Origin of the sequence: Enterobacter asburiae (assembly GCA_011754535.1) — a bacterium.
Taxonomy (GTDB): domain Bacteria; phylum Pseudomonadota; class Gammaproteobacteria; order Enterobacterales; family Enterobacteriaceae; genus Enterobacter; species Enterobacter cloacae_N.
In genome coordinates this window covers 1,849,530-1,875,493 of record JAAQVN010000001.1, presented here as the reverse complement: position 1 = coordinate 1,875,493, position 25,964 = coordinate 1,849,530, and the positions used below count along the sequence as shown (strand labels likewise).

Here is a 25,964-nt window from a genome sequence, read left to right as displayed (position 1 = left end):
GCACCCGCTACCGTCGCAAGGCGTACTGATAAAAAATAGCCTCACACGATGAATGAGGAACGTCTTATGAACACAACAACTGCCGCCCATGCCGTAAGCCGCTGGGTCATCTTAATGCTGGCGCTCGGTGCAGGCTTCAGCGTGGCATCCATCTATTATGCCCAGCCGCTGCTGCCCCTGATGGGCGCTGACCTTCACCTGAGTATCGAAGGAATGGGCCTGGTCCCGACGCTCACCCAGGCGGGATACGCCTTAGGGATCCTGTTCCTGCTGCCGCTCGGCGATCGCCACGACCGCAGAACGTTAATCCTGATAAAGAGTGCGGCGCTGGCGCTGTTTCTCCTGGGCTGTAGCCTGACCGGACAGATCCACTCCCTGCTGCTGGCAAGCCTGCTCATCGGCATGGCCGCCACCATGGCGCAGGATATTGTCCCGGCAGCGGCGATTCTTGCGCCGGAAGGTAAACAGGGAAAAACCGTCGGTACGGTGATGACCGGTCTGCTGCTGGGCATTTTGCTCTCCAGAACCGTCAGCGGCGTGGTGGGCGAAGCGTTTGGCTGGCGCGTGATGTACCAGCTGGCTGCGGCAAGTATTGCGTTTATCGGGGTGGTGATGTGGGCCGTGCTCCCTCGTTTCGCTATTCACTCCACGCTGAGCTATCCCGCACTGATGCGCTCGATGGAACATCTGTGGCGTCGTTATCCCGCTCTGCGCCGTGCGGCGCTGGCCCAGGGTTTTCTGTCGATTGCCTTTAGCGCCTTCTGGTCAACGCTTGCAGTCATGCTGCTGGAACGCTATCACCTCGGCAGTGCCGTCGCCGGTGGTTTTGGTATTGCAGGTGCTGCCGGTGCATTAGCCGCACCGCTGGCAGGCGGCCTGGCGGATAAACTGGGGGCCGGGAAAGTGACGCAGCTTGGCGCAATCCTTGTGACCATCTCGTTTGCCCTGATGTTCCTGATGCCCGCACTGGGGGTTCACGGACAGCTGATTCTGATTGCCGTCTCTGCCATCGGGTTCGATTTGGGCCTGCAGTCCAGCCTGGTCGCGCACCAGAACCTGGTCTACAGCCTTGAGCCGCAGGCTCGTGGCCGCCTGAACGGCCTGCTCTTTACCGTGATCTTTATCGGCATGGCGTTGGGTTCCGCGTTAGGCAGCAATATTTACACACTGGCTGGCTGGACGGGTGTGGTCGCGCTGGCAACAGTCTGCGGTATCATTGCGCTGGCAATCCGCCTGATTGAAAGCGCGCGCGTCGCCTCAGCACCAGCAGAAATGGCATAAAAAAATGCCCAATCCAGGCGGATTGGGCAGTAAAACATGCCCAGTTTCAAGACATGTTCCAAGAGGTCAAGATGTTATTTGTTCAGCTGGAACAGAGACATGCCCTGCATATCGCTAAACGCTTTATAAGAGGCCTGCAGGGCCGCCTGCTGCATGGTGTAAGAGGAAATTGCTTCGTTCCAGTCCACGTCCACCAGGTCACTCATCTGCTTAGTCTGGCCCAGCGCGCGGTCGTCACCCAGGGTATCGAGTTTTTCCAGTTCGTTCATCTTGGTGCCGACATCCGCAACGACCGTCAGGACGTTGTTCTGCGCGTTTTTAATACCGATCTGTGCGTTGGAAATTGTCTGGCTTTGTGCGGCAGCCGCGGCCGGATCGTTTTCAATCGGCGTCTTCAGCGAAGCAATGGCGGAATCAAGGATTTTAAACATGTTTGTTTCGCCATAGCCTCCGCCCGGCAGCTCTTGCGCATTGCTGGTAATGCTTTCGAAAATCTGCTGGCCGGTATGGCTGATTGCCATATTTCGCGCCGTATCAACCTGCTGGGTGATCGCCTCAGTGCCGCCATTGTAGGTGCCGGTTGCGGCATCAAACGGTGCGCTCTCGGTTTTGTAACCCGCAAAGATAAAGCGACCATTGCCATCCGTCGTGTTAGCCAGGTTCATGAGCTGGTCGCGGATCCCCTGGATATCGGTCGCCAGAGAGAGACGGTCGTCATCGCTTAAGGTGCCGTTTGACGCGTAGACCAGCTTCTCACGCACGCTTGATAACGCAGTGTTCACCTGGGTCAGCACGTTGTCTTCCAGCGACACTTTTTGCGTGGCAAAGGTGCGCGCTAACGCGAACTGGCTGTTTTGTGACTGAGATTGCGACAGAACAATAGACTGCGAAGCCGCGATAGGATCGTCCGACGGACGATTAACGCGTTTGCCGGTGGACATCTGCTCACCGTAGCTCAGCCATCTGCTCTGGGAATCGGTGATCCCGCGCATGTTCTGTTCGTACATCATCTGGGTGCTAATACGCATTTTTCACCTCAACCTTAACGAATGTTGATAATTGCATCGAAGAGCGTACTGGCAGTCTGAAGCACCTGCGCGTTGGCGAGGTAATACTGCTGATAACGCTGCAGGTTGCCATACTCTTCGTCAAGGTTTACCCCAGAGATGGTCTGCTGCTGCTTGATTAACTGCGTTTCCACGTTGGCTTTCGTCTGGCTGCTTACTTTCAGTGAAGCGGTGGTGCTACCCACGGTGCTGACCAGTGAGGCATAGGCATCGTTGAAGGTTTTGTTTCCGCCAACCACTTTGCTGTTTTGCAGATCGAGCATTTTCTGCCCGTTGCGGTTGTCGCTCTCACCGCCGTTCTGCACCGCGGCCATGGCCAGTTTGGACTCGTCGCTGATGGACAGTTCCATGTTCATGATGACGTCGGACACAGGCTTCACGGTAAAGCTGTCTTTAGCGTTTGCCGAACCGCTGACGTTCACGTTGAGACCATCAAACGACAGATTGCCGCTGGCATCCGGGCTCATTGTAAAGCTGGTCTTGTCCGAGGTACGGGTAATGGTCCAGTCGGTGCCGTTAAACTGCAGCTTATAGTCCGTTGCCTGAACTTTGGTGCTGTCCGCAACGGTGGCATTGACGACCGCCGAGCCGCTATTTTTGCTGTTAGAAAGCACAGCCGGAGAACCAAAGCCGAACAGCTTGCCGCCCGCATCGCCGTTGGCATCAAAGCCGGCCTCATGCTGTTTGTTCATCGCGTCAGCAAATGCCAGCGCCATCTGGTTCAGAGTGTTACGGGCCTTATCCAGATCTTCAGCGCGGAACGTCAGCAAGCCGCCTAACGAGCCGGTGGTAACCATCTTTTCCGGGATCTCGACATTGCCCGCAACCTCATCGACGTAGGCGATAGTGGTACGGGAAGGATCGGCGCTGGACTTCACGGCCGCCAGCTGGTTAGCTTTGCTGCCCTGCACCAGGCTGTAGCCGTTGCCGAAAGAGATGTTAAACGTGCCGCTATCCTGAACAGAGACTTCCACGCCCACGATTTTGTTCAGCTCATTGACAAGCTGATCGCGCTGGTCGAGCAGATCGTTAGGCGATGCGCCCGCGCCGACGCCTGTGAGGCGGGAAATCTGATCGTTCAGATTGGCAATCTGTTTGGCGTAGTTGTTGATCTGCGAAACGCTGGTCGCAATTGCGGTATTGACTTGCGTATCCTGATCGCGGAGATACTGATCGTTAGTTTTGAACTGATTGACCAGGCCGCCCGCTTTTCCCAGCACCGTCTGACGCGCAGCCGGGTCTTCCGCGTTGCTCACCAGCGTTTGCAGGCTTTTAAAGAAATCCTGCAGGGTGGTGGAAAGCGAGTTGGTAGTATCGGAGAGCACATCGTCAATTTTTGACATCTGCTGATAGCGTGTGGTCAGGCCGCTGCTCTGCGTCTGCGCGGCGCGTAGCTGGTTGGTGATAAAAGCGTCATATTCACGCTGGACACCGGAGACATACACCCCGTTACCCACCCAGCCACCGCCGGTCAGCGTGCTGTTAGATGCACCCAGCACCGTCGTCTGGCGGGTGTAACCTGCCACGTTGTAGCTTGAAATATTATTACTGACGGTATTGAGTGCCGACTGCGCGGCACTGAGGCCACTCATGGCGCTGTTAATCAAACTGGACATGGGGGTTCCTTTTATACGTTCAGACACGAGTCCTGATGAAGGTTATCGGCAACCTCCACCGGGACTTGAGAACTTTCAGAACAGATTTTCAATATCTGCGCTATAGGCTTTGCTGACCTTCTCGCCCATGGATTTCAGCTGCTGGATCATGCTGGTAAGCTTGCGCGCGTAGTTCGGGTCGGTCGCGTAGCCCGCGTTTTGCAGGGCCTGAGCGCCCTGCTCCGCCGTCGCCGCCTGCGTAACGGCGGTGTAACGCGGATTTCGACTCAGCAGCCCGACATAATCGGACAGTGCTTCCAGATAAGAGCTGTAAACTCGGAATTTCGCTTTCACCTTCACCGCCGCACCGTTCTCGTATTCGGTGGTGGTGATCTCCGTGGTCGGCCCTTTCCAGCTGGAGGTGGCCTTCACGCCGAAGATGTTAAAGCTCGGGTCGCCGTTTTCCTTGCGGATCTGGCGCTGGCCCCAGCCCGACTCCAGCGCGGCCTGGGCGAGAATCAGATGGTGAGGCACGCCGCTCTGTTCACTGGCCAGTCGCGCAGGCAGAGATAGCTGCGCCAGGAAGTCTTTGCTGTCACCGGAGAGCGCCTCGTCGCCGCTGCCCGTTGCCTTCGGTATCGCTTTACGCACCATCTGCGTCAGCGCCTGGTTCTGATAACTGGTCACCGTTTCCAGATCGAACTTCATCGGCACCTGCTGCGGCTGCTCTTCTGGCTGAACACCCTGTGCGGCGGCGGTCTGTTTGACAATCATGTCAGCCAGACCGAGGCCTTTACCGGCGGTCATCTGCTGCGCAATCTGCTGGTCATACATGCTGGTGTAAAGACGCGTTGAATCGCTGCTGAACATCCCGTCTTTCGGCAGGGTTTCGCGCATGCTTTTCAGCATCATCTGAACAAACATCCCCTCTACCTGGCGGGCGACCGGACGGATATTCGCCGCCGGGTCTTTACCTGCTTTGGTTTTCAGTTCGTTGAGCGACTGGGCGTCCCAGGCGGCACTGGTCAACAGTTTGCTATCGGTCAGCATCAGATGATTTCCAGTTTGGCGCGCAGGCAGCCCGCGCTTTGCATGGATTGCAGAATGGACATCAGATCCATCGGCGTCGCGCCCAGCGCGTTCAGGGCACGCACCACGCTGTTCAGGTTGGCGCTGGAGCGCACGCTCTGCAGAGAGCCGCCGCTCTGGCGTAAATCAATCTGCGTTTGTGGCGTCACCACCGTCTGGCCGCCACCAAATGGTGTATCCGGCTGGCTGACGTTGGCAGAACGGTTAACCGTCACCGACAGGTTACCCTGCGCCACGGCGCAGCTATCCAGCGACACTTCCCGGTTCATCACCACGGACCCCGTACGGGAGTTGATGATCACTTTGGCATCCTGCACCGGCACGTTCACTTCCAGATTCTGGATATCCGCCAGCATGCGCACCTGGTTGCTGCTGCCGGTAGAGGTGCGTATCTGCACGGTACGCGCATCCAGCGCCGTGGCATTGCCATAGCTGCGGTTGATGGTATCGGCAATCTGCTGCGCCATCGTGAAGTCTTCATTATTCAGCTGCAGGTTGATGGTGTTGCCTGCGCCAAACTGGGTCGGCAGCTCACGCTCGATGATCGCGCCGTTGGTAATACGTCCGCCGTTCAACTGGTTCACCTGCACGCTGCTTCCGCCTGCCGATGCACCCGCACCGCCAACCAGAATGTTACCCTGCGCCAGAGCATAGACCTGGCTGTCGACGCCTTTCAGCGGGGTCATCAGCAGCGTACCGCCGCGCAGGCTTTTGGCATTACCCATTGAGGAGACCACCACGTCAATGGTCTGCCCCTGGCGCGCAAACGCCGGGTAAGAGGCAGTGACCATTACCGCGGCCACGTTTTTCAGCTGCATGTTGGTTCCTGCCGGCACGGTAATGCCGAGCTGGGAAAGCATGTTGTTCAAGCTTTGGGTGGTAAACGGCGTCTGGGTCGTCTGGTCACCGGTACCGTCCAGCCCCACCACCAGGCCATAGCCAATCAGCGAGTTCTGGCGGACGCCCTGAACGCTGGTGAGATCGCGGATGCGGTCAGCCTGGGCAAACGTTGCTACAAGAACCAGCGCCACGGCGAAGATCGATTTAAACATGGGTCACCTCGCTTACATCGGCGATAAATTAAGGAAGAAGCGCTGCAGCCAACCCATATTCTGCGCTTCATTAATGTAGCCGTTACCGACGTACTCAATGCGCGCATCCGCCACCTGGGTGGACGGAACGGTGTTGGTGCCGCTGATGGTGCGTGGATTCACCACGCCCGAGAAGCGAATGAATTCAGTGCCCTGGTTAATGGCGATCTGTTTTTCACCCACGACGTGTAAATTGCCGTTAACCAGCACCTGGTCAACCGTAACCGTCAGCGTACCGCTGAAGGTATTGCTGGCGTTTGCGCCACCTTTACCGTTAAAGGTGTTGCCGCCGGAAGCCTCAACATCCGCACGGGCATTGCCGAACAGGCCCTGCAGATAGCGTGGAACGGTGTCGAAGCCAAAATTGGTTTTGCCATCGCGGCTGGCGTTCGCCGACGAGCTCTTGCTCGCGCTGACGTTTTCCTGCAGCACAATGGTCAATGTATCGCCAACATTGCGCGGGCGGCGATCTTCAAACAGCGGCTGATAGCCGTAGTTAATCGGCTGCGCGGTCTGGAAAATGGAGCCGTTTACCACTGGCGCAGGGCCAGGAACGGGTTGGGCAGTCGTCGCACCCTGGACCAATGGTTTAGACGGGATCAAAGCGCACCCGCTGAGAGTGACAGCCAGAACAGTCAGTATCGGATAACGAAACGCCGCGTTTTTTTGCATTGCCTTCATCTTCGAAAACAGGGAGCCGGTGCGGGGTTTACCGCACCGGGCTACGCCTTAGAGTTGCGTCAGTTTCTGCAGCATCTGATCGGTCGTCGAGACTGCTTTACTGTTAATTTCATACGCGCGCTGGACCTGGATCATATTTACCAGCTCTTCCGCCACGTTCACGTTGGAGGTTTCTACATACCCCTGATACAGCAGACCGGCACCGTTCAGGCCCGGCGTACTTTCATTTGGCGTACCGGAGGATTGCGTTTCGGTGTAGAGGTTCTCACCAATGCTTTCCAGGCCGGTATCGTTCATGAAGGTGGTCAGGTTGAGCTGTCCGACCTGGACCGGCGCGGCCTGCCCCTGCTGGGTCACGCTCACGATGCCGTCACGGCCGATGGTAATGCTCAGGGCGTTCGCCGGAATGGTGATCGCAGGTTGAACCTGGAAACCGCCCGCCGTCACCAGTTGACCGTTCTGATCGACCTGGAAGGAACCATCACGGGTATAGGCAGAGGTTCCGTCAGGCAGCTGCACCTGGAAGAAACCCTGACCTTTGATTGCCACGTCTTTGCTGTTGTTGGTCTGAGACAGGTTGCCCTGGCTGTGCAGACGCTCGGTCGCCACCGGGCGAACGCCGGTACCGATCTGCAGACCTGACGGCAGCGTCGTCTGTTCAGAAGACTGCGCGCCCGGCTGGCGGATGGTTTGATAAAGCAAATCTTCGAAAACGGCGCGCTGACGCTTGAAACCATTGGTGCTGACGTTTGCCAGGTTGTTGGCAATCACATCCATGTTGGTTTGCTGCGCGTCCAGGCCAGTTTTCGCGATCCATAAGGAGCTGATCATAAAGAGTCCTGTTAACTCATAGACAGAAGTTGGTTAGCCTTGCCCGCGTTTTCATCCACGCTGCTGATAATTTTCATCTGCATTTCAAAACGACGGGCGCTGGCGATCATGTCGGTCATCGCTTCGACCGGCTTGACGTTGCTGCCTTCCAGAACGCCGGACATCACGCGGATGCTCGGATCGGCCTGTAACGTGGCACCACGAGTAGCCTGGGCCGCCTGGGTCAGACGGAACATGCCGTCGTCGCCGCGCTGCACCTCTTTGCCTTCCGCTTTGACCAGCTTCAGACGACCAACAGGGGCAACGGTATTGGCCGGGTCGCCCGGGTTCAGCGCCGAGATGGTGCCGTCCGCGGCGATGGTCAGCTCAGAGCCTTCCGGCACGTTCAGCGGGCCCGCTTCACCCATCACCGGATGCCCCTGAATCGTCAGCTGGCCGGTCGCGCTGACCTGGATATTCCCGTTACGGGTATAGCCTTCACCGCCGTCCGCCGTTTGCACCGCCAGCCAGCCGTCCTGCTGCAGGGCAACGTCCAGCGGGCGTGAGGTGTAATCCATCTGCCCTGGCGTCATGTCTGCGCCCGGGGTCGATGCCGCCACCAGCGTACGGGTCGGCAGGGAGAGCCCTTCCACCGGCACCGCGCGCAGCGCATTCAGCTGCGCGCGAAAGCCCGGCGTCGAGGCGTTTGCCAGGTTGCTGGCGGTAACGGCCTGCTGGCTGAGCGTCTGACTTGCCGCGCCCATCGCGGTATATATTGCGTGATCCATTGCGCTTTCCTGTTAGCCGCTTAACGCAGGTTAACCAGCGTGTTGAGGATCTGATCCTGGGTCTTGATGGTCTGCGCGTTCGATTGATAGTTACGCTGCGCGACGATCATGTTCACCAGTTCTTTACTCAGGTCCACGTTAGAGGCTTCCAGCGCGCCGTTGGTCAACGTGCCGAAGTTACCGGTTCCCGCCGTACCCAGCAGCGCCACGCCGGAGGACTGGGTAGCCGACCAGACGTTATCGCCTTCAGATTTCAGGCCTTCGTTGTTGGCAAAGTTCGCCAGCACGATCTGGCCCAGCACCTGAGTCTGCTCGTTGGAGTAGTTCCCGACGACGGTGCCGTCATCGTTGATCTGATAGCTCACCAGGTCGCCCGGCTTGAAGCCGTTCTGGTTGGTCGCCACGATATTGTTCGCACCGGTGTTCTGCTGCATGGAGTTAGCAAAACTCATGGCGAAGGTCGCCGGGTCCGCACCTGGGATAGTCGCGGTAGTGATGTTGATGTTTCCACCACCAATCAACGTACCGTTATTATCGAAGGTCAACGTCGTGGCCACTGCCGCCGTGCTGCCTGCTACGCTGCCGTCCTGGGCGTACACTTTCCAGGAGTTAGCCGGGGTCGCATCTTTGACGTAAAACAGGTTCATGTTGTGCGCATTACCCTGGCTATCAAAGACGGTTACCGTACCTTTTTTGTTGTAGGTATCCGGGTTAGCCGGATCGAAGGCGGCGGTCGGTGCGGCATCGGTGGAGTTGAGGTTAATCTGCTGGGAAGCCGTGGTGGTGGATTTCGCGGCCATCAGTGTGGTCGGGATATTAATCGCCTGTGGATTCGCACCGGTCTGAACCGTTGATGGCGTTCCGGCAACCGGATAACCCGTTAATTGCATGCCCTGCATGTTCACCAGGTTACGGTTTTCGTCCAGCTTGAACTGGCCGTTACGGCTGTAGAACACCGAGCCGTTTGCATCGACCATACGGAAGAAACCGTTCTGGCTGATGGCAACGTCCAGGCCACGACCGGTGTTGGTGGTGGTACCGTCGGTAAAGTCCTGAGTGATGCCCGCAACTTTTACGCCCAGACCCACTTTGGAACCGGCAAACATGTCTGCAAAGGAAGCAGAACCGGATTTAAAACCATAGGTCGCGGAGTTGGCGATGTTGTTGCCAATGACGTCCAGGTTGGTGGCCGCAGCATTCAGGCCGCTGACCGCTTGAGAAAAGGCCATGACTTACTCCTGATAAGTGTTAAGGCTTAGATAATCTGCCGAACTTCGTCGAGTGTGGTGGTACCGGAGGTACCCAAATCCAGTTTGTTGCCGTCGCCCCCTTTAATCACGCCCTGAACCAGCGCGAACTGCAGCGGCTGCGCCACCAGCTGGGTTGTCCCGTTGCTGGCGCTAATCGCGACTTTGTAGGAGCCATTTGGTGCTTTCGTGCCGTCGGTCAGGCTGCCGTCCCAGGTAAAGGTGTGAACGCCCGCCTTCAACTCGCCAATATCGATGGTGCGAACCACGGCGCCGGTTGAGTCGGTGATCGTCGCGGTCACTTTGTCAGCCGCCTGCTGCAATTCCACGCCGAACGGCGTAGTGGTGGTGGTCGATGTACCCTCGGTGGTGCTGGTACCCGCAAGAATAGTGGTACCCGGGATCATCACGCCGTGACCGATCAGGCTTGCAGCCTGCAGGGACTGGGCGCTATTAATCTGACCGGAGACGGAACCCAGGGTGGTGTTCAGTTTCTCAATGCCGCTCACGGTGCTGATCTGCGCAAGCTGCGTGGTCAGTTCGTTGTTCTGCATTGGGTTAGTCGGATCCTGGTTCTTAAGCTGCGCTACCAGCAGCGTCAGGAAGCTGCTCTGCAAATCGGAGGCATTGCTTCCCGTCAGGGAGCTGGAGCTTGTCGAACTTTTGGTGTTGTTAACACCTGTGTTCGTAGGATCATTCACATTTACGGCGATGGACATGCATGTCTCCTTTACTGGCCGAGAGTCAGTGTTTTGAGCATCATGCTCTTCACGGTATTAAGCACTTCGACGTTCGCCTGGTAGCTACGGGACGCCGACATGGAGTTCACCATCTCGCCCACCACGTCCACGTTAGGCATCTTCACGTATCCGTTAGCGTCCGCAAGCGGGTTACCGGGCTCGTACACCAGCTTGTCCGGCGCCTGGCTCTCTACCACGTCAGACACCTTCACGCCGCCCGTTGCCGCACCTGGCGCAGCGTCGACCTGAAACACAACCTGTTTAGCACGATAAGGCTGACCGTCAGGTCCGGTCACGCTGTCGGCGTTCGCCAGGTTACTGGCTGCCACGTTCAGCCGTTTTGACTGAGCGGTTAACGCCGAGCCGGCGATATCAAAAATATTCAGCAAGGCCATTTATCAGTTGCCCCCCTGCAGGACGTTCATCATGCCTTTGATTTGTCCGCCGAGTACGGTCAGGCCCGTCTGGTATTTCAGGCTGTTATCGGCAAACTGCGTACGCTCCCGGTCCATATCCACGGTGTTACCGTCGAGTGAAGGCTGGTCGGGGATGCGATAAAGTAAATCGGTCGCTGGCGCGGTCATCGCCTGAGCAGGAATATGGCGAGAGGATGTCATGGCGAGTGCAACACCCGTTCCTTCGGCACGTCCACGCTCCATCACCTTTTTGAGTTCACTGGAAAAATCAATATCGCGCGCCTGATACCCGGGCGTATCGGCGTTAGCGATGTTGGCGGCTAAAATCTCCTGCCGCTGGGCGCGTAAATTGAGCGCTTCCTGCTGAAAACGTAACGCGGCGTCGAGTTTATCGAGCATGTCTCCTCCGCTGATGGCAAAATTTCAGTTCACAGCTTAAATCTCACCCGGTCTCCCCTATCGACGGAATAAGCGCAAAATGCGTCGCTATTTATTCCGTTGATGCAAAACCACTGCAGGTAGAATTTACCCAACTCTGGAAACGGTGGAACTTGCGATGCAAACGTTAAAACGTGGCCTGATGGCAACCGTCTTGCTGTTTAGCCCTCTGGTGCAGGCCGGGGATTTACAGAATGCGCTGACGAATTTTTTTGCCCAGAAGCTGGCGGGCTTTAGCGACGAAGTTAACGTGACCATCCGTACGCCGCCGAATCTGTATCCGACCTGCGAGCAACCGTCATTCAGCGTGACGGGGACCACGAAGCTGTGGGGCAATGTGAACGTGCTGGCACGCTGCGCCAACGAAAAACGCTATTTACAGGTTGCAGTTCAGGCGACGGGCAATTATGTTGTCGCCGCCGTACCCATTGCGCGTGGCAGCACGCTCCAGGCAAACAGCGTGACGCTGAAGCGCGGGCGTCTGGACCAGCTTCCGCCACGGACAATGCTGGAAATGAACCAGGCACAGGACGCCGTCAGCCTGCGCGACGTGGCCCCGGGCCAGCCGATTCAGCTCTCCATGCTTCGCCAGGCGTGGCGTGTTAAAGCAGGACAGCAGGTGATGGTGGTCGCCAACGGAGATGGCTTTAGCATCAACAGTGAAGGGAAAGCGTTAAACAATGCTGCGGTGGCGCAAAACGCCCGTGTCAGAATGTCCTCGGGCCAGGTGGTTAGCGGAACCGTCGATTCTGATGGGAATATTCTGATTAACCTATAATCTTTTTAAAGATTCCGCGGCGCGTGCCGATAAATATTCAACTAATGATGATGTCAGGCGCAAACGCCGCGAACCCTCGATGAGGACAACACTATGAGCATTGATCGTACATCAGCCCTGAAGCCGGTAAGCGCTGTACAGCCTCGCGAAACGAACGACGCTACCCCTCAGAAAACGCGTCTGGAAAAACCGTCAACGTCTAACAGCACCAGCGTGACCCTGAGCGATGCCCAGGCAAAACTGATGCAGCCAGGCAGCAACGATATCAATATGGAACGTGTTGAAGCGCTGAAAACGGCTATTCGCAACGGTGAGCTGAAAATGGACACCAGCAAAATCGCTGACGCCCTGATTCAGGAAGCACAGAGTTTCTTACAGAGTAACTAACCGTATGAGTCGACTGTCAGAAATACTGGATCAAATGACGGTTGTCCTGAACGACCTGAAAACGGTAATGGACGCTGAACAGCAGCATCTCTCTTCCGGCCACATCAACGGCAGCGCGCTGCAGCGTATTACTGAAGATAAGAGTTCGCTGCTGGCGACGCTGGATTATCTGGAGCAGCAGCGCCGCGCCGAGCAGGATCCGAAGCGCAGCGCCAATGACGATATTGTTGAGCGCTGGCAGACCATTACCGAAAAAACCCAGCATCTGCGCGATCTCAACCAGCATAACGGCTGGCTGCTTGAAGGGCAGATTGAGCGCAATCAGCAGGCGCTTGAGGTGCTGAAGCCGCATAAAGAAACCGGACTGTACGGCGCGGATGGTCAGACGGCGACTGCGCGTATTGCGGGTGTAAAAAAGATTTCGATTTGACGCATCAGCGACAAATCATGCAGTGGGGAGCACCCTGAGGTGAACTCCCCTTTTGGCGTTTATGCCGTACGGCGGGTAAACTCTTTCACTTTGAAGCCCAGCACGGCGAGCGTGGCGAAATACGCTACCACCCCGACGCCCACCACGGCCATCAGGCGCATCAGACGATAGGGCATCGTGCCCAGGGACCACTCCGGCATGACGTACATCATCCCGATGAGTGCCGCAGACATCACCAGCACCGCCACAACCAAACGCACGAGGAAACTTGCCCAGCCCGGCTGCGGCGTAAAGATATCCTGCTTGCGCAGCTGCCAGTAAAGCAGCCCGGCATTCAGGCAGGCCGCCAGACCAATAGACAGCGACAGTCCGGCATGCTTCAGCGGGCCGATAAATGCCAGGTTCATCAGCTGGGTCATAATCAGCGTCACGATGGCAATTTTCACCGGCGTTTTAATGTCCTGACGCGAATAGAACCCCGGCGCCAGCACTTTGACGACAATCAGCCCCATCAATCCCACCGAGTAGGCTATCAGCGCGCGCTGGGTCATCGCGGCGTCAAACGCGGTGAATTTCCCGTACTGGAACAGCGACACCGTCAGCGGCTTGGCGAGGATCCCCAGCGCCACCGCGCTGGGCAGGGCCAGCAGGAAGCAGAGACGCAGGCCCCAGTCCATCAGGCGGCAGTACTCATCATGGTTGCCGCTGGCAAAGCTTTTCGACAGCGACGGCAGCAGGATGGTCCCCAGCGCCACGCCCAGCACGCCGGACGGGAACTCCATCAGACGGTCAGCGTAGTACATCCACGAAACGGAACCGGACACCAGGAAAGAGGCAAAGATGGTGTTGATGATAAGCGAGATCTGGCTGACGGAGACGCCAAGAATGGCAGGCCCCATCTGCTTAATTACGCGCATCGCCCCGGCATCTTTAAGATTGATGCGCGGCAGCACCAGCATGCCGATTTTCTTCAGATGCGGCAGCTGATACGCCAGCTGCAGCACGCCGCCCACGGTGACCGCCCAGGCCAGCGCCAGCACCGGCGGGTTGAAGTGCGGCGCGGCGAACAGCGCAAAACCGATCATGCTGACGTTGAGAAACGTCGGCGCAAACGCCGGAACGGAGAAGCGGTTCCAGGTGTTCAGGAGCGCCCCCACCAGCGAGGCCAGCGAGATCAGCAGAATATAGGGGAAGGTAATGCGCAGCAGCTGCGAAGTCAGGGCAAATTTATCTGCCGTGTCGGCAAAACCAGGTGCGGTCACCATAATCACCCAGGGCGCGGCCAGCATACCGACGACGGTCACCACGGCCAGCGCCAGGGTCAGCAACCCAGAGACATAAGAGACAAATACGCGCGTCGCATCTTCACCCTGCTTGCTTTTATATTCCGCCAGAATGGGAACGAACGCCTGGGAGAACGCCCCTTCAGCAAAAATGCGACGCAGCAGGTTAGGCAGCTTGAACGCAACGAAAAAGGCGTCCGTTGCCATCCCTGCACCAAAGACCCTTGCCACAATGGCATCGCGCGCAAAACCGAGTACGCGAGAGAACATGGTCATCGAGCTGACGGCCGCCAGCGATTTTAATAAGTTCATTAACGTGAATTTCCAGAACCATACGGATTTCCAGGACGGGTAAGCGTAAGCGCCACCCGGCAAAGCCAACAGGCGGCGCTTAGTCTAACCGGATTTCAACGAATTACTATCTGCAGATGTTACAGCGAGTTATTCGCTCATGGCATCGCGCCAGAGTCTTTCCACAATGCGCTGCGCCAGAATGGCCTGCTCGCCGGACGTTTCAGGAACCGTCTGATTTTGCACGCAGGTGATAAAGTGGCGGGCACATCCCGCGAAACCGCGCTGCTCGAGGGTGCTTTGCCAGCCTGGCGCCGGGAGCGTCACCACGCCGCTGCCCTTCTCTTCCCGCCACTCCCGCATGTCGGTAACGTCGTACAGCGCGCCGTCGGTTACCGCCTGCACGGATTCCCGCTGGCTGCCTGCGCGGCGGTGCATGCTGGTGGTGACCTGAAGGTGCTCAACGGCAAAATGGTGTTCCGCATACACCATCTGCCCCTGTTCGTTAGTGACCAGAGTGCCGCTTTTCAGCAGCGCTTCGCCGTTGGTCAGCCACAGCGCGGTATCCACCACGTGAAGGTAGTCATCAAGAAGGGTAAAGCGCAGATCGTTCGGACCCACGCTGTCGGTACGGTGCTTATCCATCCGCAGCGAGGCGAGCGTGCCCGACTGCGCCTTCAGCTGCTGATAAAGCGGCGCGAAGCGGCGGTTGAAACCGACCATCAGCGTCAGGTTTTTACGTGCCGCCCGCTCAATCAGCCGCTCCGCGTCCTGAACGTTTTCCGCCAGCGGTTTATCCACGCAGACGTGAACACCCGCATTGAGCAGCTCGCTCACCACCTGATAGTGGGTTGCCGTTGAGGTATGCACGAATACCGCATCGCACTCGCGGGCCAGATCCTGCAGGGAGGCGGCATACGGGATGCGCCAGGTTTCGCAGATACGCTCTGCCTTCTCGCGCGTGGGTGACCAGGCCCCTTGCAGGGTCCAGTCTGTCGCCGCACCTAAAACAGGCAGCCAGGCTTTTTGCGCAATACCGCCCAGCCCCACCACGCCAATACGTAATTTTTTCACCGTCAGTCTCCCAGATGTGCGAGCAACGCGTCCAGCCGCTGCTTCAGCCCGGCTACCTCTTCTTCCAGCGCCTCTACGCGTGCTGAAAGGTCGTCGCTGATTGCGGGGCCCGATTCCGTCGCCACGCTTGCGGCGTCAACGTCACCGCTGAAAAGGTGCATATAGCGGCTTTCACGTTTGCCCGGCTCGCGCGCCAGACGCACCACAAAGGGGCCATCCTCACGCGCGGCCAGCCCTTCCAGCGTCTGCTCGACCTCCTGCATGTCGCTGAACTCATGCATGCGGGAAGCGCGCGTTCGCAGTTCCCCCGGCGTCTGCGCCCCGCGCAGCAGCAGCGTGGTGATAATCGCCACTTCCGCACTGCTCAGCTTCAGGTCGCCAAATTCAGAGTTACAGAAGCGCTGCTCGTATTTGGTCACGCGGTTGCCAAAGCCGCTGACGGTGCGCAAATAGTGGCGCTTTACCAGCGCGTCCAGCACGTCCTGAACGTCATGCTCGCTGAGGTTCATCACCGGCTCGCGGTTGGTCTTCTGGTTGCAGGCCATGGTCACGGCGTTAACTGAGAGCGGATACTGCTCCGGCGTGGTGACCTGTTTTTCGAGTAAGCACCCAATCACGCGCGCTTCCGTACCGTTTAGCTGATACTTCATCTTTTCTCCTTAACGACCTGCGGTCCAGTCTCGGGTGGTTAACGCCGTCAGAACGTGGTCGCGCCACTCTCCGTCTATCAGCAGATAATCTTTGGCATAACCCTCTTTCTCGAACCCTAAACGCGCCAGCAAATTGCCGCTGCGCTGATTATGCGGCATGTAGTTCGCCATAATGCGATGGATATGCTGCGTGCGCTGCATATAGCGAATGGCCACCGTTAACGCCTCGTACATCATCCCCTGCCCCTGCCATTTCTGGCCGATAGAGTAGCCAAGGTAGCAAGCGTGGAACGAACCCCGCACCACGTTTGAAAAATTGGCAATTCCGATAATCTCTTTCTCTTCCGGATCGAGCAGCGCGAAATAAAACGCGCTGCCCTGCTTATGAAATTCAGCGATCATGCTGAGGCGCGCCTGCCAGCCGGAGGGGTAACAATGGCTCTCATCCCGAACGGGTTCCCAGGGTTTTAAAAACTGGCGATTCTCGGCGTAATAATCCGCCAGACGCCAGGCATCACGCTCATGCACAAGACGAACGACCAGCCTGTCCGTTGTCAGACGCACTTTTGGCACATTACTGCGATAGCCAAACATCAATACCACTCCTTCCCGTCGCTTCAGCTTACCCATTAGCTTTACTATACCTGCGCCTGTGCCGTCTGTGAAAACAGTGACATACCATTTTGACCTCTTTTCACATTTTTCGATGAGAACTCTCTATCAAAGCACCGTTTTGATAAAAAAATATTGTCGCGCGCAGGGGTGGGAAAAAGCGCGGCGACACCGCAGAATGTTAGCGTGCTCACCTTCTTATTTTCCCTGGAGGGAAAATGTCCCGCGTATCACAGGCCAGGAGCCTGGGTAAATATTTCCTGCTCGTCGATAACATGCTGGTCGTGCTCGGCTTTTTTGTCGTGTTCCCCCTCATCTCGATCCGCTTTGTCGATCAAATGGGCTGGGCGGCGTTGATGGTCGGCATTGCGCTGGGGCTACGCCAGTTTGTCCAGCAGGGTCTTGGCGTCTTTGGCGGCGCGATCGCTGACCGCTTTGGCGCTAAACCGATGATCGTTACCGGTATGCTGCTCCGCGCGGCAGGCTTTGCCACGATGGCGGTTGCCCACGAGCCCTGGCTGCTGTGGTTCTCCTGCTTCCTCTCCGGTATCGGGGGCACCCTGTTTGACCCGCCGCGTACCGCGCTGGTGGTAAAGCTTATTCGTCCGCAGCACCGCGGCCGCTTCTTCTCCATTCTGATGATGCAGGACAGCGCCGGGGCGGTTGTTGGCGCCCTGCTGGGCAGCTGGCTGCTGCAGTACGATTTCCGTCTGGTCTGCGCGGCCGGGGCGGTGCTGTTTATTCTGTGCGCACTGTTTAACGGTCTCTATCTCCCGGCCTGGAAGCTGTCTACGGTAAAAGCGCCGGTACGCGAGGGGCTCGGAAGGGTGCTTCGCGACAGGCGTTTTGTCACCTACGTGTTGACCCTGACCGGCTATTACATGCTGGCCGTACAGGTGATGCTGATGCTGCCAATCATGGTGAACGATATTGCGGGCACGCCTGCCGCCGTGAAATGGATGTACGCCATCGAAGCCTGCCTGTCGCTGACGCTGCTTTACCCCATCGCCCGCTGGAGTGAACGGCGTTTTCGCCTGGAGCATCGCCTGATGGCCGGTCTGTTTCTGATGACGCTGAGCATGATGCCTATCGGTCTGGTAAACACGCTCCAGCAGCTTTTCATGCTGATATGCACCTTCTACATCGGCTCCATCATCGCCGAGCCCGCCCGGGAAACGCTGAGCGCCTCGCTTGCGGATGCGCGTGCGCGCGGCAGCTATATGGGCTTCAGCCGCCTGGGACTGGCCTTTGGCGGTGCGCTGGGTTACGCCGGCGGCGGCTGGCTGTTCGATGCCGGCAAAGCGCTGAACCAGCCGGAGCTCCCCTGGATGATGCTCGGCGTGGTGGGCGTCATGACGCTTCTCGCCCTGTGGTGGCAGTTCAGCCAGAAGCGCAGCGCGAGCGGCATGCTCGAACCCGGCGCGTAGCCCTTCCCTCCGGCGGGAGAATGCTCCCGCCACACTTCTCAGTATTTTCTGCTGGTTTCTGCCATTTCACACTGACATACTGACGAAACAGGACAGTAGCGCCGATTTTTCGTTGAGGAACACTATGAAGAAAATTGTCATTGCCGCCGCACTTATCGTCAGCGGTCTGCTGGTGGGCTGTAACCAGCTTACGCAATATACAGTCAGTGAGCAGGAAATTAATCAGGCGCTGGAAAAACATAACAATTTCTCTAAAGACATTGGCGTGCCGGGGCTGGCCGATGCCCACATCGTTCTCACCAATCTCACCAGCCAGATTGGTCGTGAAGAGCCGAATAAAGTCACGCTGGCAGGCGATGCCGCGCTTGATATGACGTCTCTATTTGGCAATCAGAAAGCCAACATCAAGCTCAAGCTGAAGGCGCTCCCCGTTTTCAATAAAGAGAAAGGGGCGATTTTCCTGCAGGAGATGGAAGTGGTCGATGCGCAGGTTTCGCCGGACAAGATGGCACCGGTTCTGCAAACCCTGATGCCCTATCTGAACCAGTCGCTGCGTAACTACTTTAATCAGCAGCCTGCGTACGTCTTAAGCGAAGACAAAAGCAAGGGTGAAGCCCTCGCGAAGAAATACGCAAAAGGGATAGAGGTGAAGCCGGGAGAGATCATCATTCCTTTCACCGATTAACCTGAAGGGCGCTGCGGCGCCTTTTTTTTACGGAAAAGTGTGCAAACGAAAACGTTTCCGCATATGATTTGTGTCCGGCAAAAACAGCCATCCTTATGACTGATTCCTGACAAGCCGGAGCTTCCATGACTGCACAACCCCAGGTTCTTAAAATCCGCCGCCCTGACGACTGGCATATCCATCTGCGTGATGGCGATATGCTGAAAACCGTCGTGCCCTATACCAGTGAAATTTATGGCCGCGCGATTGTCATGCCAAACCTGGTTCCGCCAGTCACCACCGTCGATGCCGCGATAGCCTACCGCCAGCGCATCCTGGATGCCGTTCCGGCAGGACATGATTTCACCCCGTTGATGACCTGCTACCTGACCGATTCGCTGGACCCGAACGAGGTGGAACGCGGATTTAACGAAGGCGTATTTACGGCGGCGAAACTCTACCCGGCGAACGCCACCACCAACTCCAGCCACGGCGTCACCAGCATTGATGCCATCATGCCGGTTCTGGAGCGTATGCAGAAGCTGGGCATGCCGCTGCTGGTACACGGCGAAGTAACGCATGCGGAGATTGACATCTTTGACCGTGAAGCCCGTTTCATCGAGACCGTGATGGAGCCTCTGCGCCAGCGTCTGCCGGCGCTTAAGGTCGTCTTTGAGCATATCACCACCAAAGACGCGGCAGAGTATGTTCGCGACGGCAACGAGCTGATCGCCGCGACCATCACCCCACAGCATCTGATGTTTAACCGTAACCATATGCTGGTGGGCGGGGTGCGCCCTCACCTGTACTGCCTGCCGATCCTCAAGCGCAACGTTCACCAGCAGGCGCTGCGCGAGCTGGTCGCCAGCGGATTCACGCGTGCGTTCCTTGGCACAGACTCCGCGCCTCACGCCCGCCATCGCAAAGAGGCAAGCTGCGGCTGCGCGGGATGTTTCAACGCTCCAACGGCCCTTGCCAGCTACGCAACCGTATTTGAAGAGATGAACGCGCTGGAGCATTTCGAAGCGTTCTGCTCCCTCAACGGCCCGCGCTTCTACGGCCTGCCGGTCAATGAGACCTTCATTGAGCTCGAGCGTAAAGCGAGCCAGGTTGAGGAGTCCATTGCGCTGACGGATGACGCGCTGATCCCCTTCCTGGCAGGTGAAACCGTAAACTGGACGGTAAAACGCTAAAAAATCAACGCCCCTTGTTGTCAAACCGATAATATGCCTGTATAAATAAACAGTATATTACACAGGGGGCATTTATGCGTATTGAAGTCACCATAGCCAAAACTACCGTTCTGCCTGCCGGCGCGCTTGATGCACTGGCAGGCGAATTATCCCGTCGTATTAACAACACTTTTCCCGATAACGCGGGCGCCGTAACGGTTCGTTACGCCGCAGCGAACAACCTTTCCGTCATGGGTGCCGCAAAAGAAGATAAAGATCGCATCAGCGAAATCCTGCAGGAAACGTGGGAAAGCGCAGACGACTGGTTCATTACCGATTAACACTGCTCCCTCATTGTGTTTTTTTGCCGGGTCGCCCCGGCTTTTTTTTGCCTGTCATTCCTGACGTTCAAATTAATTCAGCATCTTCTTAGAAAATCGTGAACGACATGGTGTTTTATTGTTCGAACAATCCTAAAAAGCAGAAAAATGTGTTGCTACCTGTTTATTTTTCCCGTTGGAACCCTTATTACTTGGTATACTGAAGAAGCTTTCAGAAAAACATGCATTGAACCTCAGAGCCGTTGTCTTCTAACACGCATTTAGGGGGTTATAATGGAAAAGAATAACGAAGTCATCCAGACCCATCCGCTTGTAGGCTGGGATATCAGTACCGTAGATAGCTACGATGCGCTGATGCTGCGTTTGCACTACCAGACCCCAAATCAACTCAACCGTGACGAAGCGGAAGTTGGACAGACGCTGTGGCTAACAACAGACGTCGCCCGTCAGTTTATTTCTATTTTAGAGGCAGGCATTGCAAAAATAGAATCTGGCGACTATCAGGAAAATGAGTATAAACGGCACTAACCGTATGCCCACTTTTCACTCAACAGGCACCCTCGCGGTGCCTTATTTATTTCCCGCTTGTTTGCGCCCGCGTTGTTAATTACTCTGTTAACAAACCGTAAGTTTACGAGATGCATATGAGATACGACTTAATCATTATTGGTAGCGGCTCCGTTGGATCGGCCGCCGGTTATTACGCAACGCAGGCAGGGCTAAACGTCCTGATGATTGACGCCCACCTGCCGCCGCACAGCGAAGGCAGCCATCATGGCGACACACGCCTCATTCGCCACGCCTATGGCGAGGGCGAGCGCTACGTTCCGCTGGTGCTTCGCGCGCAGACGCTGTGGGACGAGCTGGCAAAACAGACCGAAGAGCGTGTTTTCGAGCGGACGGGGGTCATCAACCTTGGTCCGGCTCGTTCGGAATTTCTCGCCAACGTCGAACGCAGCGCGAAGGCGTTTAATCTTGACGTTGAGAAGCTGGATGCGTCGGCTATCACAGCACGCTGGCCAGAAATTACCGTCCCGGAGGATTATATTGGACTCTTTGAAGCCAACTCCGGCGTGCTACACAGTGAAACGGCGATCAAAACCTGGATCGATCTTGCCGCCAAAGCAGGCTGCGCGCAGCTGTTCAATTGCCCCGTTGAGGCCATCACGCATGATGTAAACGGCGTTACGGTGAAAACCGTAGACGGGGAATATTTGGCTTCCCGCCTGCTTATCAGCGCAGGAACCTGGGTTACCCGCCTGCTCCCGTACCTGCCGATCCAGCCGGTGCGCAAGGTCTTCTCCTGGTTCCAGTCGGACGGGCGTTACAGCGCGCAAAATAAATTCCCGGCGTTTACCGGCGAGTTACCCAACGGCGACCAGTTCTACGGTTTCCCTTCCGAGAAGGACGCCCTCAAGATTGGTAAACACAACGGCGGGCAGGTCATCTCCTCACCGGAGGAGCGCAAACCCTTTGGCGCCAGCCCGCAGGACGGCTCAGAAGCCTTCTCGTTCCTGCGCAATATTCTCCCGGGCGTCGGTGGACTGCTTTATGGCGCGGCCTGCACCTACGACAACACCCCGGATGAAGACTTTATCATTGATACGCTGCCGGGCCATGACAACACCCTGCTGATTACCGGGCTGAGCGGCCATGGCTTTAAGTTCGCTTCGGTGTTGGGTGAAATCGCCGCGCAGTTTGCCCAGGGTATCACGCCGCAGTTTGATCTGACGCCGTTCTCACTCTCGCGTTTTAACGAATAATCGGCCACGGGCTCCGGCGGTACCGGGGCCCGTTTTTTTCATACTTAACTGTGGGGCGTTATGCGCAGGATCGTGGGTTTTCTCGTCAATAACATTCGCGAGCACTTTATGCTCTATATCTTATTGTGGGCGCTGCTCGCTATCGTCGATGTTATTTACATTGTGTTTTATTGAAAGCGATAACTGACATTAGCTGACGTTACTTTATGTTTATTTAAGCTTTTTTCTTCAGCTAAATACGTCTTGCACGAAGCCACTGAATTAAATTTGCGGTTCCTTTTCAAAATCGCTGAAATAAATAAAATAAAAATCAATAGTCAATTATTTTAGTTGCAATATCGCGCCTTCCCGTTCATTTTTATCTTTCGGTTAATTTGAAAATGGACATTCTGATGCAATTGCGTAACTCCTCCCGGCGCTACGGAATAATATCCATAAGCTTGCACTGGATATTTGCCATTGCCGTCTATGGTATGTTCGGACTTGGACTCTGGATGGTCACGCTCAGCTATTACGATGGCTGGTATCATCAGGCACCCGAGCTGCATAAAAGCATTGGCGTCCTCCTGATGCTGGGGCTGGTATTTCGCGTAATCTGGCGACATGTTTCTCCACCACCCGCGCCACTAAAGACATACAGTAAAATAACCCGCGTTAGCGCTGTCGCCGCGCATATTGCGCTGTATGCACTGCTCTTCGCCATTCTGATCAGCGGCTATCTCATTTCAACGGCAGACGGTAAGCCGATTAGCGTTTTTGGCCTGTTCGAGGTTCCGGCAACGCTCAGCGATGCCGGGGCTCAGGCCGACACGGCGGGCGTCGTTCACCTCTGGCTTGCCTGGAGCGTGGTGATCCTGTCCGTACTGCACGGGCTCGCCGCCCTTAAACACCATTTTATTGATAAAGACGATACGCTTAAGCGCATGCTTGGCCGCTCGTCAGTTGACTCTGGAGCATAAAATGAAAAAACACCTGCTGGGTATCGCCCTGGGTTCTCTGTTATTCACCGCCGGTTCTGCCGTGGCGGCTGACTATAAAATTGATAAAGAGGGCCAGCACGCTTTCGTCAATTTCCGCATTCAGCATCTGGGATACAGCTGGCTGTACGGTACCTTTAAAGATTTCGACGGCACATTCACTTTTGACGAGAAAAACCCTGCGGCAGATAAAGTCAATGTGACCATTAATACGAACAGCGTCGACACAAACCATGCTGAGCGCGATAAACACCTGCGCAGCGCAGAGTTCCTGAACGTCACAAAATTCCCGCAGGCCACCTTCACCTCAACGGAAGTGAAGAAAGAGGGTGATAAGTTGGCTATTACCGGTAATCTGACGCTGAATGGCGTAACCAAACCCGTCACTCTGGACGCAAAATTGATCGGTCAGGGTGACGATCCGTGGGGCGGTAAACGCGCAGGTTTTGAAGCGGCGGGTAAAATTCACCTGAAAGATTTTAATATCACAACGGATTTAGGCCCGGCGTCTCAGGACGTTGAGCTGGTTATTTCCGTTGAAGGTGTGCAGCAGAAGTCGTAATAGATTCGCCCGGCAGGCTCTCGCCGTGCCGGGCGTTATTATTATTCCGGGTCAGGAATGCCCAGTTTAGTATTCAGACGGCCGCGTGATTTATTAAAAATCTTATTGCCGTTTTCACGTCCTGCGCGACGACGACGCTGCTCTTCTTCCGGCAGGATACTCTCCTCGCTGCACAGCTCGCTACAGCAGCCGTTAAACTTCTCGGCACAGGCCGGACATTGGATAAACAGCAGGTGGCAACCGTCGTTTTTGCAGTTGGTGTGGGTATCGCACGGCGCGCCGCACTGGTGGCACTGGGCAATCACATCTTCTGAAATACGCTCGCCCATGCGCTCGTCAAAGACGAAGTTTTTACCGATAAAGCGTACCGGTAAGCCCTGCTCGCGGGCGCGGCGGGCGTACTCGATAATACCGCCTTCAATGTGCCAGACCTTGTTGAACCCATTGTGCTTCATCCACGCGCTGGCCTTCTCGCAGCGGATACCGCCGGTGCAGTACATAACGATTTTTTTATCCTTATGCTCCTGCATCATCTCCACCGCTTTCGGCAGCTGCTCGCGAAAGGTATCGGCCGGAATTTCCATCGCGTTTTCAAAATGCCCCACTTCGTACTCATAGTGGTTACGCATATCAATGAACACCGCATCCGGATCGTCCAGCATCGCATTCACTTCCGCGGCCTTCAGATATTCACCGACATCCGCAGGATTAAACTCAGGATCGTCGATACCGTCCGCCACGATGCGTTCACGCACCTTCATGCGCAGCACCCAGAACGATTTCCCGTCGTCATCCAGGGCAATGTTCAGGCGCAGGCCGTCGAGGGCCGGATCGAAGCTGTAAAGTACGTCACGGAATGCGTTCACCTTGCTTTCCGGTACGCTAATCTGTGCGTTAATGCCTTCGCGGGCAAGATAGACGCGCCCGAAGACGTTCAGCGCCGTGAAGGCCTGATAAAGCGCATCGCGGGTCGCCTGCGGATCGTCGATCGTGAAATATTTGTAGAAAGAGATGGTTGTGCGCGGTTCGGTTTCAGCCAACATACGCGCCTTTAACATCTCATTCGAAACGCGGTTGTGTAACACTGGCATGGTGTACAAGTCCTGCAATCGTCAGAGAGAATGAAAAATCGGTCGGCATCATATAGCAAACAAAACCAATTTACATCCACACAATTTACGCTACATTTCACACACCCTGATGAATCAGGCTTAACAATTGCCGTCGTCGCGCAGGTTTCGGCGGCAGATATTTTGGCTACGTCTCAAAAAATGCGACAATAGCGAAACAGGACGTTTGAACACAGGAAAGACATGACCCAGTTACCAAAATTTACCGTCGCCCTTTTGCACCCCCGCTATTGGATGACCTGGCTTGGCATTGGCTTTTTATGGCTACTGGTACAGCTTCCCTACCCTGTTATCTTCCGGTTAGGTAAATCATTAGGCCGACTCGCGCAAATCTTTATGAAACGCCGCGCCCGCATCGCGTATCGTAACCTTGAGCTGTGCTTTCCGCAGATGAGCGAGGCAGAACGTCATGATATGGTCTCGAAGAATTTCGAATCCGTCGGCATGGGGCTCATGGAAACCGGCATGGCGTGGTTCTGGCCGGACAAACGCATGGCGCGCTGGAGCAAGGTGACCGGAACCGGCATGGAGCCGGTGCATACTCTTCAGGCCAATCAGACCGGCGTGCTGCTGATCGGCGTCCATTTCCTGACGCTGGAAATCGGGGCGCGCATGTTCGGCATGCAGGCGCCCGGCATCGGGGTTTATCGTCCTAACGACAACCCGGTTATCGATCTCATTCAGACCAACGGCCGCATGCGCTCCAACAAAAGCATGATCGACCGTAAGGATCTGAAGGGCATGATCCGCGCGCTAAAGTCCGGTGAAGTAGTCTGGTATGCTCCCGATCACGACTATGGCCCACAGGCCAGCGTCTTTGTTCCCTTCTTCGCCGTCGACGAGGCCGCCACCACGACCGGCACCTGGATGCTGGCGCGGATGTCCAAAGCCGCCATTGTTCCCTTTGTTCCCCGCCGTATGCCGGATGGCTCAGGCTACGAGCTGATGATGCTTGAGCCGGAACTCGCGCCGCCGCTGGAAGATGCGGAAACCACCGCGCGCTGGATGAACGGCGTTGTGGAGAAGTGCATCATGCTGGCGCCAGAACAGTACATGTGGCTGCATCGCCGCTTTAAAACGCGGCCAGAAGGCACGCCGTCCCGCTATTAATCTCTCATGCGGCCTCCAGGGCCGCATGCTGTTTTAGCTTTAAAAGCTCCCCCTCATTGCGGCAATCATA

30 protein-coding genes are annotated in these 25,964 nt (G+C 56.3%); 14 read left to right on the top strand and 16 right to left on the bottom strand.

Translation table 11 applies throughout. From position 1 onward, the window contains the following. The first annotated feature begins 66 nt into the window (after nucleotides 1-66). Complete coding sequence (locus tag HBM95_08805; protein NIH43025.1) at nucleotides 67-1,281, top strand: MFS transporter; 1,215 nt, start codon at nucleotides 67-69, stop codon at nucleotides 1,279-1,281. A 74-nt stretch (nucleotides 1,282-1,355) separates the two neighbouring features. Here the strand turns inward: HBM95_08805 and flgL are convergent, their stop codons facing one another. From flgL to flgB, 11 genes are all read right to left on the bottom strand, one after another. Continuing rightward, nucleotides 1,356-2,309: a flagellar hook-filament junction protein FlgL gene (gene flgL, locus HBM95_08800; GenBank protein ID NIH43024.1), complete on the bottom strand. Its 954-nt coding sequence runs from the start codon at nucleotides 2,307-2,309 to the stop codon at nucleotides 1,356-1,358. A 14-nt stretch (nucleotides 2,310-2,323) separates the two neighbouring features. Beyond that, nucleotides 2,324-3,964 (bottom strand): flagellar hook-associated protein FlgK, encoded by a 1,641-nt coding sequence (flgK, locus tag HBM95_08795; GenBank protein NIH43023.1) that lies wholly within the window; start codon nucleotides 3,962-3,964, stop codon nucleotides 2,324-2,326. Between the two features lie 75 nt (nucleotides 3,965-4,039). Further along, the gene (gene flgJ, locus HBM95_08790; protein NIH43022.1) at nucleotides 4,040-4,993 is read right to left on the bottom strand and encodes a flagellar assembly peptidoglycan hydrolase FlgJ; all 954 of its coding nucleotides are present in this window, start codon (nucleotides 4,991-4,993) and stop codon (nucleotides 4,040-4,042) included. Next, nucleotides 4,993-6,084 (bottom strand): flagellar basal body P-ring protein FlgI, encoded by a 1,092-nt coding sequence (locus tag HBM95_08785; protein ID NIH43021.1) that lies wholly within the window; start codon nucleotides 6,082-6,084, stop codon nucleotides 4,993-4,995. Before HBM95_08785 ends, flgJ begins: the two co-directional genes overlap by 1 nt. A gap of 12 nt (nucleotides 6,085-6,096) precedes the next feature. Beyond that, the gene (flgH, locus tag HBM95_08780) at nucleotides 6,097-6,795 is read right to left on the bottom strand and encodes a flagellar basal body L-ring protein FlgH (protein ID NIH43020.1); all 699 of its coding nucleotides are present in this window, start codon (nucleotides 6,793-6,795) and stop codon (nucleotides 6,097-6,099) included. Nucleotides 6,796-6,852: 57 nt separating this feature from the next. Continuing rightward, nucleotides 6,853-7,635 carry a flagellar basal-body rod protein FlgG gene (gene flgG, locus HBM95_08775; protein NIH43019.1) on the bottom strand — a complete coding sequence of 261 codons (783 nt, stop codon included), beginning with the start codon at nucleotides 7,633-7,635 and terminating at the stop codon, nucleotides 6,853-6,855. Nucleotides 7,636-7,646: 11 nt separating this feature from the next. Further along, nucleotides 7,647-8,402, bottom strand: coding sequence for a flagellar basal body rod protein FlgF (locus HBM95_08770; protein NIH43018.1), 756 nt, complete (start codon nucleotides 8,400-8,402; stop codon nucleotides 7,647-7,649). A gap of 20 nt (nucleotides 8,403-8,422) precedes the next feature. Continuing rightward, nucleotides 8,423-9,631, bottom strand: a complete 1,209-nt coding sequence (gene flgE / locus HBM95_08765) for a flagellar hook protein FlgE (GenBank protein ID NIH43017.1) — start codon at nucleotides 9,629-9,631, stop codon at nucleotides 8,423-8,425. Nucleotides 9,632-9,657: 26 nt separating this feature from the next. Continuing rightward, nucleotides 9,658-10,368: a flagellar hook assembly protein FlgD gene (flgD, locus tag HBM95_08760; GenBank protein NIH43016.1), complete on the bottom strand. Its 711-nt coding sequence runs from the start codon at nucleotides 10,366-10,368 to the stop codon at nucleotides 9,658-9,660. Nucleotides 10,369-10,379: 11 nt separating this feature from the next. After that, nucleotides 10,380-10,784, bottom strand: coding sequence for a flagellar basal body rod protein FlgC (gene flgC, locus HBM95_08755; protein NIH43015.1), 405 nt, complete (start codon nucleotides 10,782-10,784; stop codon nucleotides 10,380-10,382). A gap of 3 nt (nucleotides 10,785-10,787) precedes the next feature. Next, nucleotides 10,788-11,204, bottom strand: a complete 417-nt coding sequence (gene flgB, locus HBM95_08750; protein NIH43014.1) for a flagellar basal body rod protein FlgB — start codon at nucleotides 11,202-11,204, stop codon at nucleotides 10,788-10,790. 157 nt (nucleotides 11,205-11,361) lie between these two features. Between flgB and flgA the strand changes: the two genes are divergently transcribed. The 3 genes from flgA to flgN all read left to right on the top strand — a co-directional run bounded on the left by flgA (nucleotide 11,362) and on the right by flgN (nucleotide 12,838). Next, nucleotides 11,362-12,021, top strand: a complete 660-nt coding sequence (flgA, locus tag HBM95_08745) for a flagellar basal body P-ring formation protein FlgA (GenBank protein NIH43013.1) — start codon at nucleotides 11,362-11,364, stop codon at nucleotides 12,019-12,021. Nucleotides 12,022-12,114: 93 nt separating this feature from the next. Next, entirely contained in the window at nucleotides 12,115-12,408 is a 294-nt protein-coding gene (gene flgM, locus HBM95_08740) for an anti-sigma-28 factor FlgM (GenBank protein ID NIH43012.1), read from the top strand. Between the two features lie 4 nt (nucleotides 12,409-12,412). Then, entirely contained in the window at nucleotides 12,413-12,838 is a 426-nt protein-coding gene (flgN, locus tag HBM95_08735) for a flagella biosynthesis chaperone FlgN (GenBank protein NIH43011.1), read from the top strand. Nucleotides 12,839-12,897: 59 nt separating this feature from the next. Here the strand turns inward: flgN and murJ are convergent, their stop codons facing one another. From murJ to rimJ, 4 genes are all read right to left on the bottom strand, one after another. Then, entirely contained in the window at nucleotides 12,898-14,433 is a 1,536-nt protein-coding gene (gene murJ / locus HBM95_08730; GenBank protein ID NIH43010.1) for a murein biosynthesis integral membrane protein MurJ, read from the bottom strand. A gap of 129 nt (nucleotides 14,434-14,562) precedes the next feature. Further along, nucleotides 14,563-15,486, bottom strand: a complete 924-nt coding sequence (locus tag HBM95_08725; protein NIH43009.1) for a Gfo/Idh/MocA family oxidoreductase — start codon at nucleotides 15,484-15,486, stop codon at nucleotides 14,563-14,565. A gap of 2 nt (nucleotides 15,487-15,488) precedes the next feature. Then, nucleotides 15,489-16,136, bottom strand: a complete 648-nt coding sequence (locus HBM95_08720) for a DUF480 domain-containing protein (protein NIH43008.1) — start codon at nucleotides 16,134-16,136, stop codon at nucleotides 15,489-15,491. 9 nt (nucleotides 16,137-16,145) lie between these two features. After that, nucleotides 16,146-16,730 carry a ribosomal protein S5-alanine N-acetyltransferase gene (gene rimJ, locus HBM95_08715; protein NIH43007.1) on the bottom strand — a complete coding sequence of 195 codons (585 nt, stop codon included), beginning with the start codon at nucleotides 16,728-16,730 and terminating at the stop codon, nucleotides 16,146-16,148. Nucleotides 16,731-16,966: 236 nt separating this feature from the next. Here rimJ and mdtH point away from each other — a divergent pair, with 236 nt between their 5' ends. The 9 genes from mdtH to HBM95_08670 all read left to right on the top strand — a co-directional run bounded on the left by mdtH (nucleotide 16,967) and on the right by HBM95_08670 (nucleotide 23,654). Next, nucleotides 16,967-18,175, top strand: coding sequence for a multidrug efflux MFS transporter MdtH (gene mdtH / locus HBM95_08710; protein NIH43006.1), 1,209 nt, complete (start codon nucleotides 16,967-16,969; stop codon nucleotides 18,173-18,175). Nucleotides 18,176-18,299: 124 nt separating this feature from the next. Continuing rightward, nucleotides 18,300-18,860: a lipoprotein gene (locus HBM95_08705; protein NIH43005.1), complete on the top strand. Its 561-nt coding sequence runs from the start codon at nucleotides 18,300-18,302 to the stop codon at nucleotides 18,858-18,860. A 125-nt stretch (nucleotides 18,861-18,985) separates the two neighbouring features. Continuing rightward, the gene (gene pyrC / locus HBM95_08700) at nucleotides 18,986-20,032 is read left to right on the top strand and encodes a dihydroorotase (GenBank protein NIH43004.1); all 1,047 of its coding nucleotides are present in this window, start codon (nucleotides 18,986-18,988) and stop codon (nucleotides 20,030-20,032) included. A 74-nt stretch (nucleotides 20,033-20,106) separates the two neighbouring features. Next, on the top strand, nucleotides 20,107-20,352 hold the full coding sequence (gene dinI / locus HBM95_08695; GenBank protein NIH43003.1) for a DNA damage-inducible protein I: 246 nt from the start codon (nucleotides 20,107-20,109) through the stop codon (nucleotides 20,350-20,352). A gap of 273 nt (nucleotides 20,353-20,625) precedes the next feature. Beyond that, nucleotides 20,626-20,880, top strand: a complete 255-nt coding sequence (gene bssS, locus HBM95_08690) for a biofilm formation regulator BssS (GenBank protein ID NIH43002.1) — start codon at nucleotides 20,626-20,628, stop codon at nucleotides 20,878-20,880. Between the two features lie 116 nt (nucleotides 20,881-20,996). Then, a complete protein-coding gene (gene solA / locus HBM95_08685; protein NIH43001.1) occupies nucleotides 20,997-22,115 on the top strand; it encodes an N-methyl-L-tryptophan oxidase in 1,119 nt (372 codons plus the stop codon). 60 nt (nucleotides 22,116-22,175) lie between these two features. Further along, nucleotides 22,176-22,289: a DUF2770 family protein gene (locus HBM95_08680; GenBank protein ID NIH43000.1), complete on the top strand. Its 114-nt coding sequence runs from the start codon at nucleotides 22,176-22,178 to the stop codon at nucleotides 22,287-22,289. Nucleotides 22,290-22,507: 218 nt separating this feature from the next. Continuing rightward, complete coding sequence (locus HBM95_08675; protein NIH42999.1) at nucleotides 22,508-23,074, top strand: cytochrome b; 567 nt, start codon at nucleotides 22,508-22,510, stop codon at nucleotides 23,072-23,074. A gap of 1 nt (nucleotide 23,075) precedes the next feature. Further along, nucleotides 23,076-23,654 carry a YceI family protein gene (locus HBM95_08670; GenBank protein ID NIH42998.1) on the top strand — a complete coding sequence of 193 codons (579 nt, stop codon included), beginning with the start codon at nucleotides 23,076-23,078 and terminating at the stop codon, nucleotides 23,652-23,654. Between the two features lie 41 nt (nucleotides 23,655-23,695). On the opposite strand, the gene HBM95_08665 is transcribed toward HBM95_08670, so the two are convergent. Continuing rightward, nucleotides 23,696-24,745, bottom strand: a complete 1,050-nt coding sequence (locus tag HBM95_08665) for a rhodanese-related sulfurtransferase (GenBank protein NIH42997.1) — start codon at nucleotides 24,743-24,745, stop codon at nucleotides 23,696-23,698. Between the two features lie 222 nt (nucleotides 24,746-24,967). Between HBM95_08665 and HBM95_08660 the strand changes: the two genes are divergently transcribed. Then, complete coding sequence (locus HBM95_08660) at nucleotides 24,968-25,894, top strand: LpxL/LpxP family Kdo(2)-lipid IV(A) lauroyl/palmitoleoyl acyltransferasee (protein ID NIH42996.1); 927 nt, start codon at nucleotides 24,968-24,970, stop codon at nucleotides 25,892-25,894. Nucleotides 25,895-25,964 lie beyond the last annotated feature (70 nt).